This is a genomic window from Thermonema rossianum DSM 10300 (assembly GCF_000426825.1).
In the GTDB taxonomy this organism is placed as follows: domain Bacteria; phylum Bacteroidota; class Bacteroidia; order Cytophagales; family Thermonemataceae; genus Thermonema; species Thermonema rossianum.
Genome location: NZ_AUGC01000010.1, coordinates 1 through 14,818, shown reverse-complemented (window position 1 = coordinate 14,818; position 14,818 = coordinate 1). Strand labels below are relative to the sequence as shown.

Genomic DNA, 14,818 nt, shown 5'->3' with positions numbered 1-14,818 from the left:
GCAAAAAAGGCACAAGCAATGCTTGCGCCTTTTTTCTTATACCTTTAAAAAGGAGGAGGTATGTAGTTATACAGAGATTGCTTCTTCTTTCGCTTCCGTTGTAGCTTGCACCTTACGCTTGCGCAAGCCGGCCTTCAGGCGGTCGGCAATCATATACATCACCGGCACAATCACCAGGGTCAAGAAAGTGGCGAAAGTAAGCCCAAAAATGACCGTCCAAGCCATAGGTCCCCAGAAAAGCGCGTTGTCGCCACCGTAGTAAATATTGGGCTCGAAGCGGGCAAACAAACCAAAGAAATCGATGTTCAACCCAATAGCCAATGGAATCAAGCCCAGAACGGTAGTGATGGCTGTCAGCAATACCGGGCGCAGACGGGTTTGCCCTGCTTTGGCTACTACTTCCACCAAATCCTTGCGTGAAAGGAATTCTTCATCTGCCAATCCCAGTTCTGCTTTGCGGCGCTTGCGGGTCAAATTGGTGTAGTCGATCAACACAATGGCATTATTCACCACCACACCGGCCAAAGAAATGATACCAATGCCGGTCATAATTACGACAAAGTCCATTTGGAAAGCCACCAAGCCCAAGAACACCCCAATGGTACTAAACAGCACCGAAGTCATGATGATGAAAGGCGCCGAAATAGAGTTGAACTGCGTAACAATAATCAAGAAGATAGCAAACACCGCAATAAGCAACGCCTTCATCAAGAACTGCATGGATTTTTGTTGTTCTTCTTGCTCACCGGTGAACTTCACAGAGTAGCCCTCAGGCAACTCCAGGTCTTTCAACTCGTTTTTGATTTGCTGCACTATCTCGTTGGCGTTGTATCCCTCTTTCACGTTGGAATAGATACTAATGACACGGTCGAGGTCTTTGCGCTTCACCGAGCCATAAGTCGAAGAATAACGCACCTTGGCCACTGCCGAAATGGGAACTTGCTGTATTTGCCCGCGATTGTTGCGGAAAGTAATGTTTTTGTTGAGCAGCGCATCGAGGTCGTGGCGGTACTCTTCCTTCAGGCGCACATAAATGGGATATTCGTCTTCGCCTTCTTTAAACTTCGACACCTCTTTGCCAAACAGTGCCGTACGTATTTCATTGGCAATAGAATAAGTCGATACTCCGAAACGGCGTGCTTTCTCGCGGTCTATTTCCACTACCAATTCCGGTTTGCCGGTTTCAAGGTCTGTTTTCAGCTCTTCAATGCCCGGAATGCCCGCCGCCTCAATGCGGTTAATCACTTGTTGAGAGATGGCAATGAGTTTATCGTAGTCCTCGCCTGCCACCTCTATGTTGATGGGCTTACCAACAGGTGGTCCGCTGCGGTTTTTCTCTACCGTAATAACCACGCCCGGGTATTTGTTCAATGCGCGGCGCACGTCCTCCATCAGCTTGGCAGTAGATACGCCCTTGCGCAACTCATAGTCCACGAAGCTAATGGTGATTTTGCCTTTATGTGGTGTATTTCCCCCTTGACTACCGAAGCCATCTTCGCCGGTACCTGCTCCTACCTGTGCAATAAACGACTCAATCATGAAATCGTAGGGCTTGAGCAACTCCATCAAGTCTTTTTCTATCTGCTCTACCTGACGATTGGTTGCTTCGATGTCGGTACCAATCGGCTTTTCTATAAATACGTTGATGTACTCCGGCTCATTCACAGGGAAGAAGTTCACTTTGGGTGCGCTGATACCCAACAGCATAATAGAGAAAATCAACAGTAAGAAGGTGCCTCCGAGGAAGTAATAGGGGTTCCGTCCACGAAGGGCAAAGCGTATAAAACGCGAGTAAACCGCTTCGATGCCGGGCAACAGGGTGTCCTGGAACCAGTGCGTCGCCGGAATAAGCGCATATTGATAAATCAGGGTAAGCAAACCGGCAGTTACGAAGATGTTGGGAAGGGTGAAAGTGCTTAGCGCACCGGCAAGCTTCAATCCAAAGAATGCAAGTCCAATCAGCGTAAGGGCTATGCCCACTTTAATGGTTTTCGGGCTGCGCGACGCTTTGCCGTCGGCGTCGTCTTTGCGCATGAACAGCACGGCAAAAGCGGGGTTGATAACCAAAGCAACAAAAAGAGATGAAGACAAGGTGATAATCAAAGTGATGGGCAGGTACTTCATGAACTCCCCGATGATGCCACTCCAAAATGCCAAAGGCACGAAAGCCACTACGGTAGTAACCGTGGAAGCAATGATAGGCACAGCCACTTCACCAACACCTTCTTTTACTGCTTGCAAAATGGGCTTGCCTTCTTCCAACTGCCGGTAGATGTTTTCAATAATCACAATACCGTTGTCCACGAGCATACCCAATGCCAAGATGAGCGAGAAGAGCACCATCAGGTTCAGAGTCACGCCGGCCGCATCCAGTATCATGAACGACATGAACATGGACAAAGGAATGGCAATGCCCACAAACAAGGCATTACGCAAGCCCAAGAAGAAGAGCAGCACAAGCACCACCAAAATCACCCCGGAAATGATGCTGTTTTCAAGGTTTGCCAGCTGCGAGCGCGTACGCTTCGATTGGTCGTTGGTAATGGTTACCTGCAAGTCTTCGGGGAATTTTTTCTGCTTGGCAACTTCAATGATCTGCTTGATTTTGTCGGCGGCATCAATCAGGTTTTCGCCGCTTCGCTTCACCACGTTAATAGTTACCACCGGCAGACCTGACGAGCGGGCATAGCTTTCACGTTCTTTATAGCTGTTTTCCACATACACGTCGGCAATATCTTTCAGGTAAACCACTTCGCCCCGCTCCTGCTTCACCACAATATTTTCTATTTGCTCGCGGTTTTTGAATTCGCCATCGATGCGGATGGTTCTACGGAAGTCGCCTTCTTTGATATTACCACCCGAAAGGGTGATGTTTTCTTGTTTAATGGCGTTTTCAATGTCCATGAAAGACACCTGACGGGCTTCCATTTTGAAGGGGTCCACTTCTATTTTCACTTCGCGCTCAAGTGCACCCCGTATGGGAGCTTCCGATATTTCGGGCAGCTTTTCAATTTCGTCTTGCAAGTACTCGGCATACTCTTTCAGGGTTTCCACATCATAGTTGCCCGATATGTTGATGAACATGATGGGGATTTCCGAAAGGTTAATGTCAAACACATTCGGGTCGGAGGGCAAGTCGTTGGGCAACTCGGCTCTGTCCACTGCGTCTTTTACATCCTGCAATGCCTTTTCCACTTCCACATCGGGGTTAAACTCCACGATAATGGTTGAGTAGTCCTGAATGGAAGTGGACTTTATGTCCTTCACCCCGGAAATAGATTTGATTTCTTTTTCAATAGGGCGTGTAACCAGGTTTTCCATATCGATGGGCGAGTTGCCGGGGTAAGGCGTACCTACGTAAATAGTAGGTATCACAATCTCCGGGAAAGTCTCTTTGGGCATTTGTACATACGACATTGCCCCAAAAAGCACAATCAAGACGGTGAGAATCACCACGCTGGTCACATTGCCCACCGCAAGGTTGGTTAAGCCGAACTCTTTTTTGATATCCGGCTTTTGCTCGTTTATATTTTGTTTGTTGGCGCTCATGGTCGTTAAGATTTGGCGATTTTCACTTTTTTACCTTCCGACACAAAACGGAATCCTTCATTCACCAGCACTTCGTTGCCTTCCAAGCCTTTCAATACCTGTGCTTTGCCATCGTACACACTGCCTATTTCAATGTTGCGGCGCTGCACGGTCTGTGTGGTAGTATCTACAATGTACACGAACTTTCCGTTGGCATCTTCCTGCACAAGGCTCACGGGCACTACCACGGCGTCGGGCACTTCGCTGTCTTTGAGCTTGACTATAGCCACCATTTCAGGCTTGATTTTTCCATTAGGATTGCGCAAGGCTACTTCTACCCGGAAAGTGCGGTTGGTGGGGTCTATCACTTGTCCTATGTAAGTGATGCGTGCTTTTTGTGTTTCTTGCAAAGTGGGTAGCTCTACCACCACTTCGTCGCCGGTCTTTACTTGGTTCAAATAAGCTTCGGACAAGTCTGCCACCACTTTAATTTCATTGAGGCTTACCAAGCGTGCAATGGGGGTTGCTTGTGCGGCCACCTCGCCTTCTTTGGCAAAAACCTCATCTACGATGCCGCTAAAAGGTGCACGGATAACCGCCAAATCAGCTTGCGCCTGCAAAGCTGCCAATTGGCGTTCCAGCGCCTCTTTATTGGTTTTTGCTTGCAGGTACTGCACTTCGGTGCCTATTTTTTGCTCCCACAAGCGCTTTTGTTTTTCAAAAAGCGTGGTGGCCAGTTCTAATTGAGACTTTACTTGCTCTATGTTCTTCAAGATAACGTCCACATCTTGGCGGGCAATCACCTGTCCGCGCTTCACCACCTGCCCTTCTTTTACATATATCTTCACGATTTTGCCCACGGTTTGCGGTGTAATCAGCACATTTTTTTCGGCCTCTACGCTGCCGCGTGCTTCTATGTAGTGGGCAAAGGTGGTGCGCACCACCGGCAAAGTGGTTATCAAGGTGCGGTCTTCGAGCTCCTCTTTAAAAGCCGGGTCCAGCGCAGCAATTTCTTTTTCCAAGGCTTTTACTTCTGCCTCCAGCTTTGCCAGCTCTTTCTTTTTCTGAATAAGCTGCTCCCGTTTGGCAGCCAAGTCGTCTTTTTTGGCACCACAGGCCACTGCAAAAGCAAGGATGCTTATGGCTATCAAAATTCGTTTCATATCGATGTGCGTTTTTAAAGGATGAGTCTTGTGTTTTATTCTTGAACCAATGTACCTAAGGCTTTGTCTAAGTCGATTTTGGCACTCCATGCCTCATACAAGGCATTGTAGTAGTTTGTTTCTGCTTCCTTGAAGGCTGTTTCTGCATCGATCACTTCCAAGTTGGAACCCACGCCTTCCTGATACTTGATGGCTGCAATGCGGGCCACTTCTTTGGCAAGTTCAAGGTTGCGCTTTTGTGCCTCCAATGAGCTGATGGCATTTTGGAAGTTGATTTGTGCCTGCATGACCTCCATTTGAATGGCTTGGGTCAGCTGGCGTTTGTCTTCTTCCAACTTGGCAATTTCTATTTTGTTTTGCTGTGTCTTGTATTTTTTCTGCAAGCCGTCGAAGATAGGCACGTCCAAGCGCAGCCCAACGAGCGAATACTCAAACCAGCGGTTTTCGAAGTCGGTATATCCATCCAGATTCTGTCCGGCGAAGTTGGCACCTATAGTAGCAAAGGCGCTAAGCGTAGGCAGGTAGCCGGAAAGCACGTTTTTCTTGTTCAGCTCTTGCAAGTGAATGGCCTGCTCGGTGAGCTTGTACTCCGGCCGGTTCTCTACCGCTGCTTCCGCTTGCAGCATTTCTTGGGTCACTACGCTCAACTGAAAATCGGCAAGCGTTTGTGATAATTTCAGGTCTTGCTCTAAGGGCATGCCCATTTGGAACTTCAAAAGCACATAGCTCAAATTCACCAGGCGGCTCACCTTTTCATATTCGGCACGCAGGTTGTTGCGTGCTACTTCCACCCGGAATACATCTATCTCCTCTGCAAAACCTGCTTCATTCAGCGCTTTGGTTTGGATAAGCAACGAGTCGAGGCGCTGCAAGTTGGCTTGCAACAAGCCCAAGCGCTCTTCATTGATCAGTACATTTAAATAAGCTTTGGAAACTTGTTGTGCCACTTCTACTTTCTTGACTGCCAATTGACGCACGGAAAATTCCTTGTAAGCACGCGATGCCTGCAAGCCCACGAAGTAAGAGCCGTTGAAAATCAATTGGGTGGCCGTAATGGAAGCATTGCTGTTGTACTTCGGCTGGAAAGTAACGGGCATAAAAGTGCCGGGCTCCCCTCCAAAAAACTCAGCAGGAATAAAAGAGCGCTGCACGTTGATGTTGTCGATAAACTGAGCCTGCCCATTGATTTGGGGTAAGCCCACCCCCACGGTTTCACGCACCTGCGCGGTTGCTTTCTGCACGTCGTACTGCGCTTTGCGCATAGCGGCATTTTGCTCCCAGGCATACTCTATGCACTCCTGCAAGCTCATGGTGGCAGCCTGCTCCGGATTGCGCTCTTCTTGTGCATAACTTACCCAAGATGCACAAGAAAGCAGTGCCACAAAGAGGTATTTTTTCATTTGTTTAACCATAGTTTTCCTTCTTCTTCATATTGTTTGACAAGTTGTAAGCCTTTTTCGGACAACACGCCGTAGATAAAATGTTTGAGCAGTTCTTCCTGCACCTCTACGAAGTGAAATTTTTCGGGCGGAAACACCTGCGGGTTGAAGACAATAAATACTTGCTCTACCCGCATGGCTGCCAATATGTCGGGGCGGATGTCAGAGCGATAAACCCCCTCTGCTATGCCGCGCTTCAGGTTTCTTTCCACCTGTTCGCGAATCACCTCATTTTTATACTGATGAAAGAATTGCCACGCCTCCGGAAAGTAGCGCTCCAGTTCATACAAAAAAGTAGGCTTTAAGGTGGCAATGACCGTACGAAAATGTTGGAATATCAAAACAATCTCTTCTATGGCATTCTGAGCCTTTTTGCGTGCCTCTTCTACCACACAATAGTCTTCCTCCATCTTGCAGCTGATGGCTTCTTTCACCAATTCCCGTTTGTCTTTAAACAGCTGGTAAAGTGTTCGTTTCGACATAGCCAAGGCCCTGGCCAAATCGTCCATTGTCACGCTGCGTAAGCCATACATGCGAAATAGCTCATCGGCCTTTTGTATCACTCTTTCTTTTGCTTCTTCCATGTAATAAGCCATTGGTTTCAAACGGTACGCACAAAACTATGAAAACTTTTAAAACCACAAAAGTTTTCATAGTATCAAAAGTACTCGCCTTTGTATAAGATTCCACAACAGAATGCACTTTTTAATCGATAAAGTGTGTTTATCTTCGCAAGTCACTGAAAAGCAAAACCATAGAATCTATGGAAACACAAAACACTTTTCCAAATGATATATTAAGCATTCCGGTTATTCCGGCGCCTGCCGTAGAGGATAAGCAGGGGCGTCACCGGTTATATAAGAAGTTGCGAAGCTTTGCGATATATGTACTTTTATCGGTTCATTTTTACATTTTTATACTCAAATGGCTGCCGGTGCCCTATACGCTCACCATGCTTCAGCGCAAGATAAGCTGCCGGGGATGCTCCATCAATTATCAATGGGTGTCTTATGAACACATGTCGCCATATGTTAAAATAGCCGCCGTAGCCTCTGAAGACCAGCGCTTTCCTTCTCATTGGGGCATTGACTGGGAAGCTGTACGCCAAGCTTATCGCGAAAACCAATGGCGAAAAAAGAGGGGCTTGCCTTTGCGTGGCGGCAGCAGCATCAGCCAACAGGTGGCTAAAAACGTATTTTTATGGCAAGGTGGGGGGTATTTTCGCAAAGCGTTGGAAGTGTACTTTACCTATGCCATTGAATTCATATGGGGCAAGCAGCGTATATTGGAAGTGTATTTAAACGTAGCGGAAACGGGGCCCCGGTGCTTCGGGGTAGAAGCAGCCGCACGACGTTATTTTCACAAGCCGGCACGAAAGCTTAACTTATATGAATCGGCGCTGCTCATTGCCGGTCTGCCCAATCCCATACGCTGGAACCCGGGGCGCCCTTCCGCCTGGCTCTACCGCCGGCAGCAACATATCATACGCCAGGTGCATTTGCTTGGCGGCTATGCCTATCTTCGAGATTTAAGGCGTTTTTGAAGCAAAAGCATGCTGCCAATAATGCCAGCAAACAATACCCACCGTTACCGACACATTCAGCGAATGCTTGGTGCCAAATTGCGGAATTTCAAGCGCCATATCCAGCAAGGGCAGCACTTCTTCCGACAAGCCATACACCTCATTGCCGAACACAAAAGCGTATTTTTCTTCTGCGGCAGGGCGAAAGTCCTGCAAATAAGTGGGGCTGTCGGTTTGTTCTACCCCCACAATGCGATAGCCCTGTTCTTTAAGTAGCTTGATCGCCTCGGCTGTCTGCTCAAAGTAGTGCCACTCTACCGACTCGGTAGCCCCCAGGGCTGCCTTATGGATTTCTTTATGGGGTGGTTGCGGCGTAATGCCACAAAGATATAGCGCCTCTACGGCAAAAGCATCGCCGGTGCGGAAAGCAGCCCCTACATTGTGGGCACTGCGCAAGTTGTCGAGCACCAACACCACCGGGTGCTTCGGCTGATTTTTAAAAGTATCTACATCTACTCTTCCGAGTTCTTCGAGCTGCAGCTTGCGTATCATTCTCTTCGGGATTGAAAGTGTAAAAAGACGTAACTTTGTTGGTAGTGTATCAAATGAGTGAAGGAATCAGCAAAAGCGTTATGGCAAAAAGCAAGACCAAAGAAACGCCCTTGATGCGGCAATATTATGCAATCAAAAAGAAATATCCGAATACTATCCTGCTGTTTCGTGTGGGTGATTTTTATGAAACTTTTGGCGAAGATGCCATTCAAGCCAGCCGTATATTGGGCATCACGCTTACCAAACGTTCCAATGGAGCTGCTTCGGAAGTAGAACTGGCCGGTTTCCCGCACCACGCACTCGACAACTACCTGCCCAAGCTTATCAAAGCAGGCAAGCGGGTGGCTGTCTGTGACCAACTCGAAGACCCCAAGCAGGCAAAGGGCATTGTCAAACGGGGGGTTACAGAATTGGTTACTCCCGGGCTCTCGCTCAACGACCAAGTGCTGGAAACCAAGAAAAACAACTACCTCTGCGCCATTTGTAAAGAAGGCGAACAGTTTGGCGTGGCTTTCCTCGATATTTCCACAGGTGAGTTTATGAGCGGGCAAGGCAGCCTTGCCTATGTGGAAAAGTTATTACAGAGCTTTGCCCCTGCCGAAATCCTTTTTCCTCAACCTATCAAAAAAGAGTTTCCGCTGCTCTTTGGCAGTGAGTGGAATGTGGAATACCTCGATGACTGGGTGTTCACTCTTGACTTTGCCGAAGATGCCCTTTGTCGTCATTTTGAAGTAACGACCCTCAAAGGTTTTGGGGTTGAACACTTGCCGCTGGGGGTTACGGCTGCCGGTGCCATTCTTCACTACCTAAGCATCACAGAACACCACCACATTGCCCACATACGCCATCTGGCACGCATCGAAGCAGAGCAATACGTATGGCTTGACCGCTTTACCATTCGAAACCTTGAGCTTTTACGCCCGCAACACGAAAATGGCGTAGCGCTGATTGACGTACTCGATGAAACGGTAACCCCCATGGGGGGGCGCCTGCTGCGCAAGTGGGTAGTGCTTCCTTTGAAATCGCCCGAAGCCATCCGGGCACGCCTGCTGACGGTCAAAGCCCTGCATGCCGATCGCAGCCTGTTGGAATCTTTACGTGCCCATATGAAACCCATCGGTGACTTGGAACGCCTGGTATCAAAACTGGCTACCGGACGCATCAACCCCCGTGAACTGCGCGCCATGGCAAAGGCACTGTGTCAAATACAGCCTATCAAAGATGAGCTGGCAGAAATTCTGGCCGAAGACCACGAGCAGTCTTTTCATCAGCTGCACAGCCTCTGGCAACAAATGGACGACTGCCGCGAGCTTGCCGGTCTTATATTGAAAAGCCTGATAGAAAACCCGCCCATCAGCAGCACACAGGGCGGCATCATTGCCGAAGGCGTCCATGCTGAACTTGACGAGCTGCGCAACCTGATGAACAACGGCAAGGAGTATCTCGATAAAATCCTGGAACGTGAAATTATTCGCACGCAAATTCCTTCGCTTAAAATAGGTTTCAATAAAGTATTTGGTTATTACTTGGAAGTAACCAATGCCCACAAAAGCAAAGTGCCCAACGACTGGATTCGCAAGCAAACACTCGCCAACGCAGAACGCTACATTACCGAAGAACTCAAAATATATGAAGACAAAATACTGCGTGCCGAAGAACAAAGCATCGAACTGGAAGCACAGCTCTACCGGCAACTCGTAGAGCAAGCCTTGCCCTACATCGGACGCATACAACAAACCGCTCAGGCGCTTGCTCACCTCGACGTACTTGCCAACTTTGCTTACATTGCTCAATTGTACGGATACCACTGCCCCGAAATAAACGACGGGCACACCATCGACATCCGGGAAGGGCGGCACCCGGTCATCGAACGCTCGTTGCCCATAGACGAGCACTATGTGCCCAACGACCTTTACCTTGACCGCGATACTCAACAAATTCTTATCATCACCGGACCCAATATGGCGGGTAAGTCTGCCCTCTTGCGCCAAACAGCTTTGATTGTACTGATGGCGCAAATGGGGAGCTTCGTGCCGGCAAGCCAAGCCCGTATTGGTGTAGTAGATAAGGTATTTACCCGTGTGGGCGCTTCGGACAACCTGGCGAAGGGCGAATCCACCTTTATGGTGGAAATGACCGAAACGGCTTCCATCATGAATAACCTGAGTGACCGCTCGCTTATACTGATGGATGAAATCGGACGGGGAACCAGCACTTATGACGGCATCTCTATAGCATGGAGCATCGTTGAGTACTTGCATAACCACCCGCTTTATCGTCCCAAAACCCTTTTTGCCACACACTACCACGAATTGAATCAATTGGCAGAGCATTTGCCGCGCGTCAAAAACTTCAATGTAGCCGTCAAAGAACTCAAAGACAAGGTCATATTCTTGCGAAAGCTGCAGGAAGGCGGCAGCGAGCACAGCTTTGGTATTCATGTTGCCAAGATGGCGGGCATGCCTTCGGGCATCGTACGGCGGGCAGAAGAGGTACTTAGCCTGCTTGAAGAAGAAAAGATGCATCACCGGAAGAAGTCCAAACGGCTGACAGCCGCAAGTCCTGCCATGCAACTGCAGATATTCCAAGCCCATGACCCGCAATGGGAAAAAATAAAACAGTTCCTGGGCGGTCTTGACCTGAACACACTTACACCCCTCGAAGCCCTCATGAAACTCAACGAGCTAAAACAAATGATGGAGTCCGAATGAAAGTAAATGCTACTACCTGGCTTATTGCCCGGCGCTATTTCCGTTCGCGCAAGCGCCAAAAGTTCATCAACCGCATGACTACCCTCGCCTGGCTGGGCGTAGGCGTCAGCACAATGGCCATGCTGCTGGTGCTGTCTGTATTCAACGGACTGGAAGACTTGCTACGCCAACAGTTTAGCAAATTCAATCCTGATTTAAAAGTGTTGCCCGCCCAAGGAAAAACCTTTTTACTAAACGACAGCCTCAGGCAAAAAATCAAGCAAACAGACGGCATCGATACTTTTAGCGAAGTGATTGAAGATGAAGCCGTGGTGCGCTACCATGAAAAACAAATGGTAGCACGTATCAAAGGCGTAAGCCACAATTACGGTGAAGTAAGCGAATATCCCAAGCACATGGTAGCAGGGCGCTTTGTGCTACAAGAAGACGATTACTACTTTGCCATCATAGGCTACGGTGTTTATCGCACCTTGAGTTATGCATGGGGCGACATCAACCCCTTGGAAATATGGTATCCGAACCGCAAGGGAAAAATCACCCTAACCGAACGGGACCTCCAAAAGGGACTGATTCAAGTAGGCGGCATTTTTGAAGTAGAGTTTGAGCAAGATGCCCGCTACATATTGGTACCACTTCCGTTTGCGCAAGCCCTCATGCAATACGAGCAAGAGCGCTCGGCACTCGAAATCAAAGCCAAGCAGGGAAAAGTCGCTGCTCTGAAAACTCAACTAAAAAAGCGATTGGGCGATGCTTTTTTGGTACTTGACCGGGAAGAGCAGCAAGCCGATATCCTGCGTGCCATCCGTACGGAGAAGCTCTTTGCCGGCTTGGCATTGGGCGTTATTTTATTGATTGCTGCCCTTAATATATTTTACACACTATCCATGGTGGTCATAGAAAAATCAAAAGACATAAGCATTTTATGCAGCATGGGCGCCCCGGAGCGTTTCATCCGGCATGTTTTCTTGTTGCAAGGCGCCATGATTGGGCTTAGCGGTGCTTTAAGCGGCATTCTGCTCGGCAGTTTTATTGTATGGCTTCAGGAGCGCTACGGTTTTATTAAAATGGGCGTTGTCAGCAGCATCGTCGAAGCGTATCCTGTGCGCTTGGCCTGGCAAGATGTGTGCACCGTAGGTCTTTGCATGATATTACTCACCATTGTTTTGTCGTATATCCCTGCACAAAAAGCCGCCCGCTCATTTCGTATAGAGCGGCTTTAAAATTTCAACAAAATGATTAACTTGCTTATAGAGCTGCAATGAAATCGCCACACGCCATGAAGCAACAACCTACACAGAGCTATATACAAAGAGGCATTTTGCCGTCCATCAAATTCAACTCAATTCAAGCGAAAGCCACTTTGTTGCTCATTGCCTTGGTAGTCCTCACCCTGGCAAGTTACTTACTGGTTTTTTACCTGACCAACTATCTTGCCCGCCATCATGCTTGGAGCGAAGTAGCCCGGCGCAATGAGTTGAGCGTACAACAGATGGCCTCTTGGGCAGAAAAGGTTGCTGCCGGCGAAATGCAACTCACAAAAAAAATAGAACAGGAAGCCATTGCTTTTCAAAACCGGCTCGACATCCTCAAAGAAGGCGGCGAGGTGTATATCACACAAAAACGCCTGCAACTGCCGCCCGTGCGTGGCGAAGCACAAAACAAGCTGATGGAGGTAGAAGTATTATGGAACAACTATAAGAAACAGCTCGATATTCTTATTACGCAAGAGCCCACCGTGCCTGCTATAGACAGCAGCTATAACGAGTTTGGCATTGTGGAATACACAGTACGAAAAGTGCCCAATCGCGACAGGCAGGCAGCCATCGTGTACATACGCGACAATAGCTTTAATCTGCTAAAGCAAACCTCCGAACTGGGCGACATTTTAGCGGCCGCCTACTATGATGCCAAGAGCCGTGCCACACAAAACCTAATCATTGCCTTCCTCATTTACGTAGGCCTCTTCGTTGTTACCTACATTCAATTCAAGCAGTCACTCATTACCCCCATACGCCGTATTGCAGCCGCCGCCGAGCGATTGGCAGCAGGCGATGTCAATATTCACCTGCACATAAGGCAAGAAGACGAGGTAGGCAAATTGGCCCAAAGCATCAATGCCCTAAGCAACAGCCTGCGCAATGCAGCGCACTTTGCAGACGAAATAGGGCATTACCGTTTCGATGTAGCATTCGAAGCACGCAGCGATAAAGACCTGCTGGGGAAAGCATTGCTTGAAATGCGCGACAACCTCAAACGTATCGACGAAGAAGCCAAGTTAAGAGAATGGCACAACCGTGGCATCGCTATTTTTAATGAACTATCGCGCACCGAGTTCAAAGAAATCGACGAGTTTGGCTATCGTGTGATTTATGAACTCATACGCTACTTAGACATTGTGCATGGGGCTTTCTATGTGGTAGAAGAAGAAAAAACCGGAAGGCGCTATATTCGCATGGCAGCCTGCTATGCTTATGACCGCCGCCGTTTCGATGAAGTTCAGTTCGAACTGGAAGAGGGCGTAATCGGACAAGTCGTATATGAAAAAGACAAAATCATTTTGCGCAACCTGCCGGAAGGCTACTTGCAAATAAGTTCCGGTTTAGGTGAAAGTAAACCTAAAATGTTGCTGGCAGTGCCACTAAAAACAGAACAAGCCGTGTTTGGTGTGCTGGAGCTGGCTTCATTTCGCGAATTTCAACCTCATGAAATCGCCTTCGTCGAAGAGGTAGCTGAAACCGTAGCCATGTCCATCGCTTCTGTGCAAATTGCTGAACAAACCCGCAAACTGCTACAAGAAGCACAAGAAACTGCCCAACAAATGCGGGCACAAGAAGAAGAGATGCGCCAAAACCTCGAAGAGCTGGCTGCTACTCAAGAAGCGCTCGCCAAACGGGAGCAAGAACAAAGAGAGGTGATAGAAAGATTGCGAAATGAATATGAGTCACGCCTTGAAAGTGTCTATAAAAGGGAAAAGCAGCTAAAAAACCAATTGCAAGAAGCGCAGCAAGAAATGCAAACTTTACGTGTGAAGATGGCCGAACTGGAAAGACAGCGCGACGAATTGCGGCGGGTAATTCATCAGTTACGCCAAGACGACAAACTGGCACGCCAGGCGCTCAAAGTCAAAGACGAAGAAATTGCCGAACTAAAAGCCCAAATAGAAGAGCTGAAGAAAAAGAAAGGGTAAAGCAAAACCTTTGAGCGCCCCTCTTGTCATTTCGAGCGCCCTCTTGTCATTTCGAGCGCATGCGAGAAATCTCTTTTTGCTTCCTGTGGCTTGGGTTGGTGAGATCTCTCACTCGCTGTGCCCGTTCGAGATGACAAGAAGCGTGGGGGGAAAAATAACATGCTCCGCTGTGCCCCGTTCGGAACGATAAACCACGCTTCACACTGTCGAGGCACTCCCTCTTGTCATTTTGAGCGCCCCTCTTGTCATTTCGAGCGCATGCGGGAAATCCCTTTTTGCTTCCTGTGGCTTGGGTTGGTGAGATCTCTCACTCGCTGTGCCCGTTCGAGATGACAAGAAGGAAGAAGGAAGAAGGAAATCGAAAGAACCAAAAAGGCAGTTACGGAAGAATAAAAACCCGGCTGTTTTGGGGCTTACACCTCATACCCCCTAAAAACAAAAAAACCCCCTTTTCCAAGGGGGCTTTCAGTGTTCATGTGGCGGCGACCTACTCTCCCGGGTGTGACCCCAGTACCATCGGCGCTGGAGGGCTTAACTTCTCTGTTCGGAATGGGAAGAGGTGTTCACCTCCGCTCATGCCACCAACAATATCTTTATCAATACCTTTCAGCTCTCAACATACTGTTCATATCGAAGACTACAACCACGCAAAGAAGTCTTTCGGGGTATTAGTATGACTCGGCTCAACGGCTCTCACCGCTTACACCTGTCACCTA

The 14,818-nt window shown here is 48.4% G+C and carries 9 protein-coding genes and 1 rRNA gene; 4 read left to right on the top strand and 6 right to left on the bottom strand.

Annotation, left to right across the window (positions count from 1 at the left end; translation table 11 throughout):
• Nucleotides 1-66 precede the first annotated feature (66 nt).
• Genes K384_RS07960 through K384_RS07945 form a run of 4 tightly spaced genes read right to left on the bottom strand, consistent with a single transcriptional unit; the run spans nt 67 to nt 6,714 of the window.
• Entirely contained in the window at nt 67-3,549 is a 3,483-nt protein-coding gene (locus K384_RS07960) for an efflux RND transporter permease subunit (RefSeq protein ID WP_051633246.1), read from the bottom strand.
• Between the two features lie 5 nt (nt 3,550-3,554).
• On the bottom strand, nt 3,555-4,691 hold the full coding sequence (locus K384_RS07955; protein WP_038031183.1) for an efflux RND transporter periplasmic adaptor subunit: 1,137 nt from the start codon (nt 4,689-4,691) through the stop codon (nt 3,555-3,557).
• Between the two features lie 35 nt (nt 4,692-4,726).
• The gene (locus K384_RS07950; RefSeq protein WP_051633245.1) at nt 4,727-6,091 is read right to left on the bottom strand and encodes a TolC family protein; all 1,365 of its coding nucleotides are present in this window, start codon (nt 6,089-6,091) and stop codon (nt 4,727-4,729) included.
• Nucleotides 6,088-6,714, bottom strand: coding sequence for a TetR/AcrR family transcriptional regulator (locus K384_RS07945; protein WP_169737632.1), 627 nt, complete (start codon nt 6,712-6,714; stop codon nt 6,088-6,090). Before K384_RS07945 ends, K384_RS07950 begins: the two co-directional genes overlap by 4 nt.
• A gap of 179 nt (nt 6,715-6,893) precedes the next feature.
• On the opposite strand from K384_RS07945, the gene mtgA reads away from it, so the two are divergent.
• Nucleotides 6,894-7,673: a monofunctional biosynthetic peptidoglycan transglycosylase gene (gene mtgA / locus K384_RS07940; protein ID WP_051633243.1), complete on the top strand. Its 780-nt coding sequence runs from the start codon at nt 6,894-6,896 to the stop codon at nt 7,671-7,673.
• On the opposite strand, the gene K384_RS07935 is transcribed toward mtgA, so the two are convergent.
• Complete coding sequence (locus K384_RS07935) at nt 7,659-8,204, bottom strand: RNA methyltransferase (protein WP_038031181.1); 546 nt, start codon at nt 8,202-8,204, stop codon at nt 7,659-7,661. The two genes, mtgA and K384_RS07935, sit on opposite strands and share 15 nt — an antisense overlap.
• Before the next feature lie 80 nt (nt 8,205-8,284).
• On the opposite strand from K384_RS07935, the gene mutS reads away from it, so the two are divergent.
• The 3 genes from mutS to K384_RS07920 are packed head-to-tail and all read left to right on the top strand — an operon-like array spanning nt 8,285 to nt 14,102.
• Nucleotides 8,285-10,915 carry a DNA mismatch repair protein MutS gene (gene mutS / locus K384_RS07930; RefSeq protein WP_038031370.1) on the top strand — a complete coding sequence of 877 codons (2,631 nt, stop codon included), beginning with the start codon at nt 8,285-8,287 and terminating at the stop codon, nt 10,913-10,915.
• Nucleotides 10,912-12,135, top strand: a complete 1,224-nt coding sequence (locus K384_RS07925; RefSeq protein WP_038031179.1) for an ABC transporter permease — start codon at nt 10,912-10,914, stop codon at nt 12,133-12,135. The genes mutS and K384_RS07925 overlap by 4 nt, the downstream gene beginning before the upstream one ends.
• Nucleotides 12,136-12,191: 56 nt before the next feature.
• Nucleotides 12,192-14,102 (top strand): GAF domain-containing protein, encoded by a 1,911-nt coding sequence (locus K384_RS07920; RefSeq protein ID WP_169737631.1) that lies wholly within the window; start codon nt 12,192-12,194, stop codon nt 14,100-14,102.
• 474 nt (nt 14,103-14,576) lie between these two features.
• Here K384_RS07920 and rrf read toward each other — a convergent pair.
• Nucleotides 14,577-14,688 (bottom strand): 5S ribosomal RNA (gene rrf / locus K384_RS07915).
• Between the last annotated feature and the right edge of the window lie 130 nt (nt 14,689-14,818).

Bases quoted from the DNA above. Each gene is read 5' to 3' on its own strand.
- K384_RS07960 (WP_051633246.1), bottom strand. From the start codon at position 3,549: ATGAGCGCCAACAAACAAAATATAAACGAGCAAAAGCCGGATATCAAA.
- K384_RS07955 (WP_038031183.1), bottom strand. From the start codon at position 4,691: ATGAAACGAATTTTGATAGCCATAAGCATCCTTGCTTTTGCAGTGGCC.
- K384_RS07950 (WP_051633245.1), bottom strand. From the start codon at position 6,091: ATGAAAAAATACCTCTTTGTGGCACTGCTTTCTTGTGCATCTTGGGTA.
- K384_RS07945 (WP_169737632.1), bottom strand. From the start codon at position 6,714: ATGGAAGAAGCAAAAGAAAGAGTGATACAAAAGGCCGATGAGCTATTT.
- mtgA (WP_051633243.1), top strand. From the start codon at position 6,894: ATGGAAACACAAAACACTTTTCCAAATGATATATTAAGCATTCCGGTT.
- K384_RS07935 (WP_038031181.1), bottom strand. From the start codon at position 8,204: ATGATACGCAAGCTGCAGCTCGAAGAACTCGGAAGAGTAGATGTAGAT.
- mutS (WP_038031370.1), top strand. From the start codon at position 8,285: ATGGCAAAAAGCAAGACCAAAGAAACGCCCTTGATGCGGCAATATTAT.
- K384_RS07925 (WP_038031179.1), top strand. From the start codon at position 10,912: ATGAAAGTAAATGCTACTACCTGGCTTATTGCCCGGCGCTATTTCCGT.
- K384_RS07920 (WP_169737631.1), top strand. From the start codon at position 12,192: ATGAAGCAACAACCTACACAGAGCTATATACAAAGAGGCATTTTGCCG.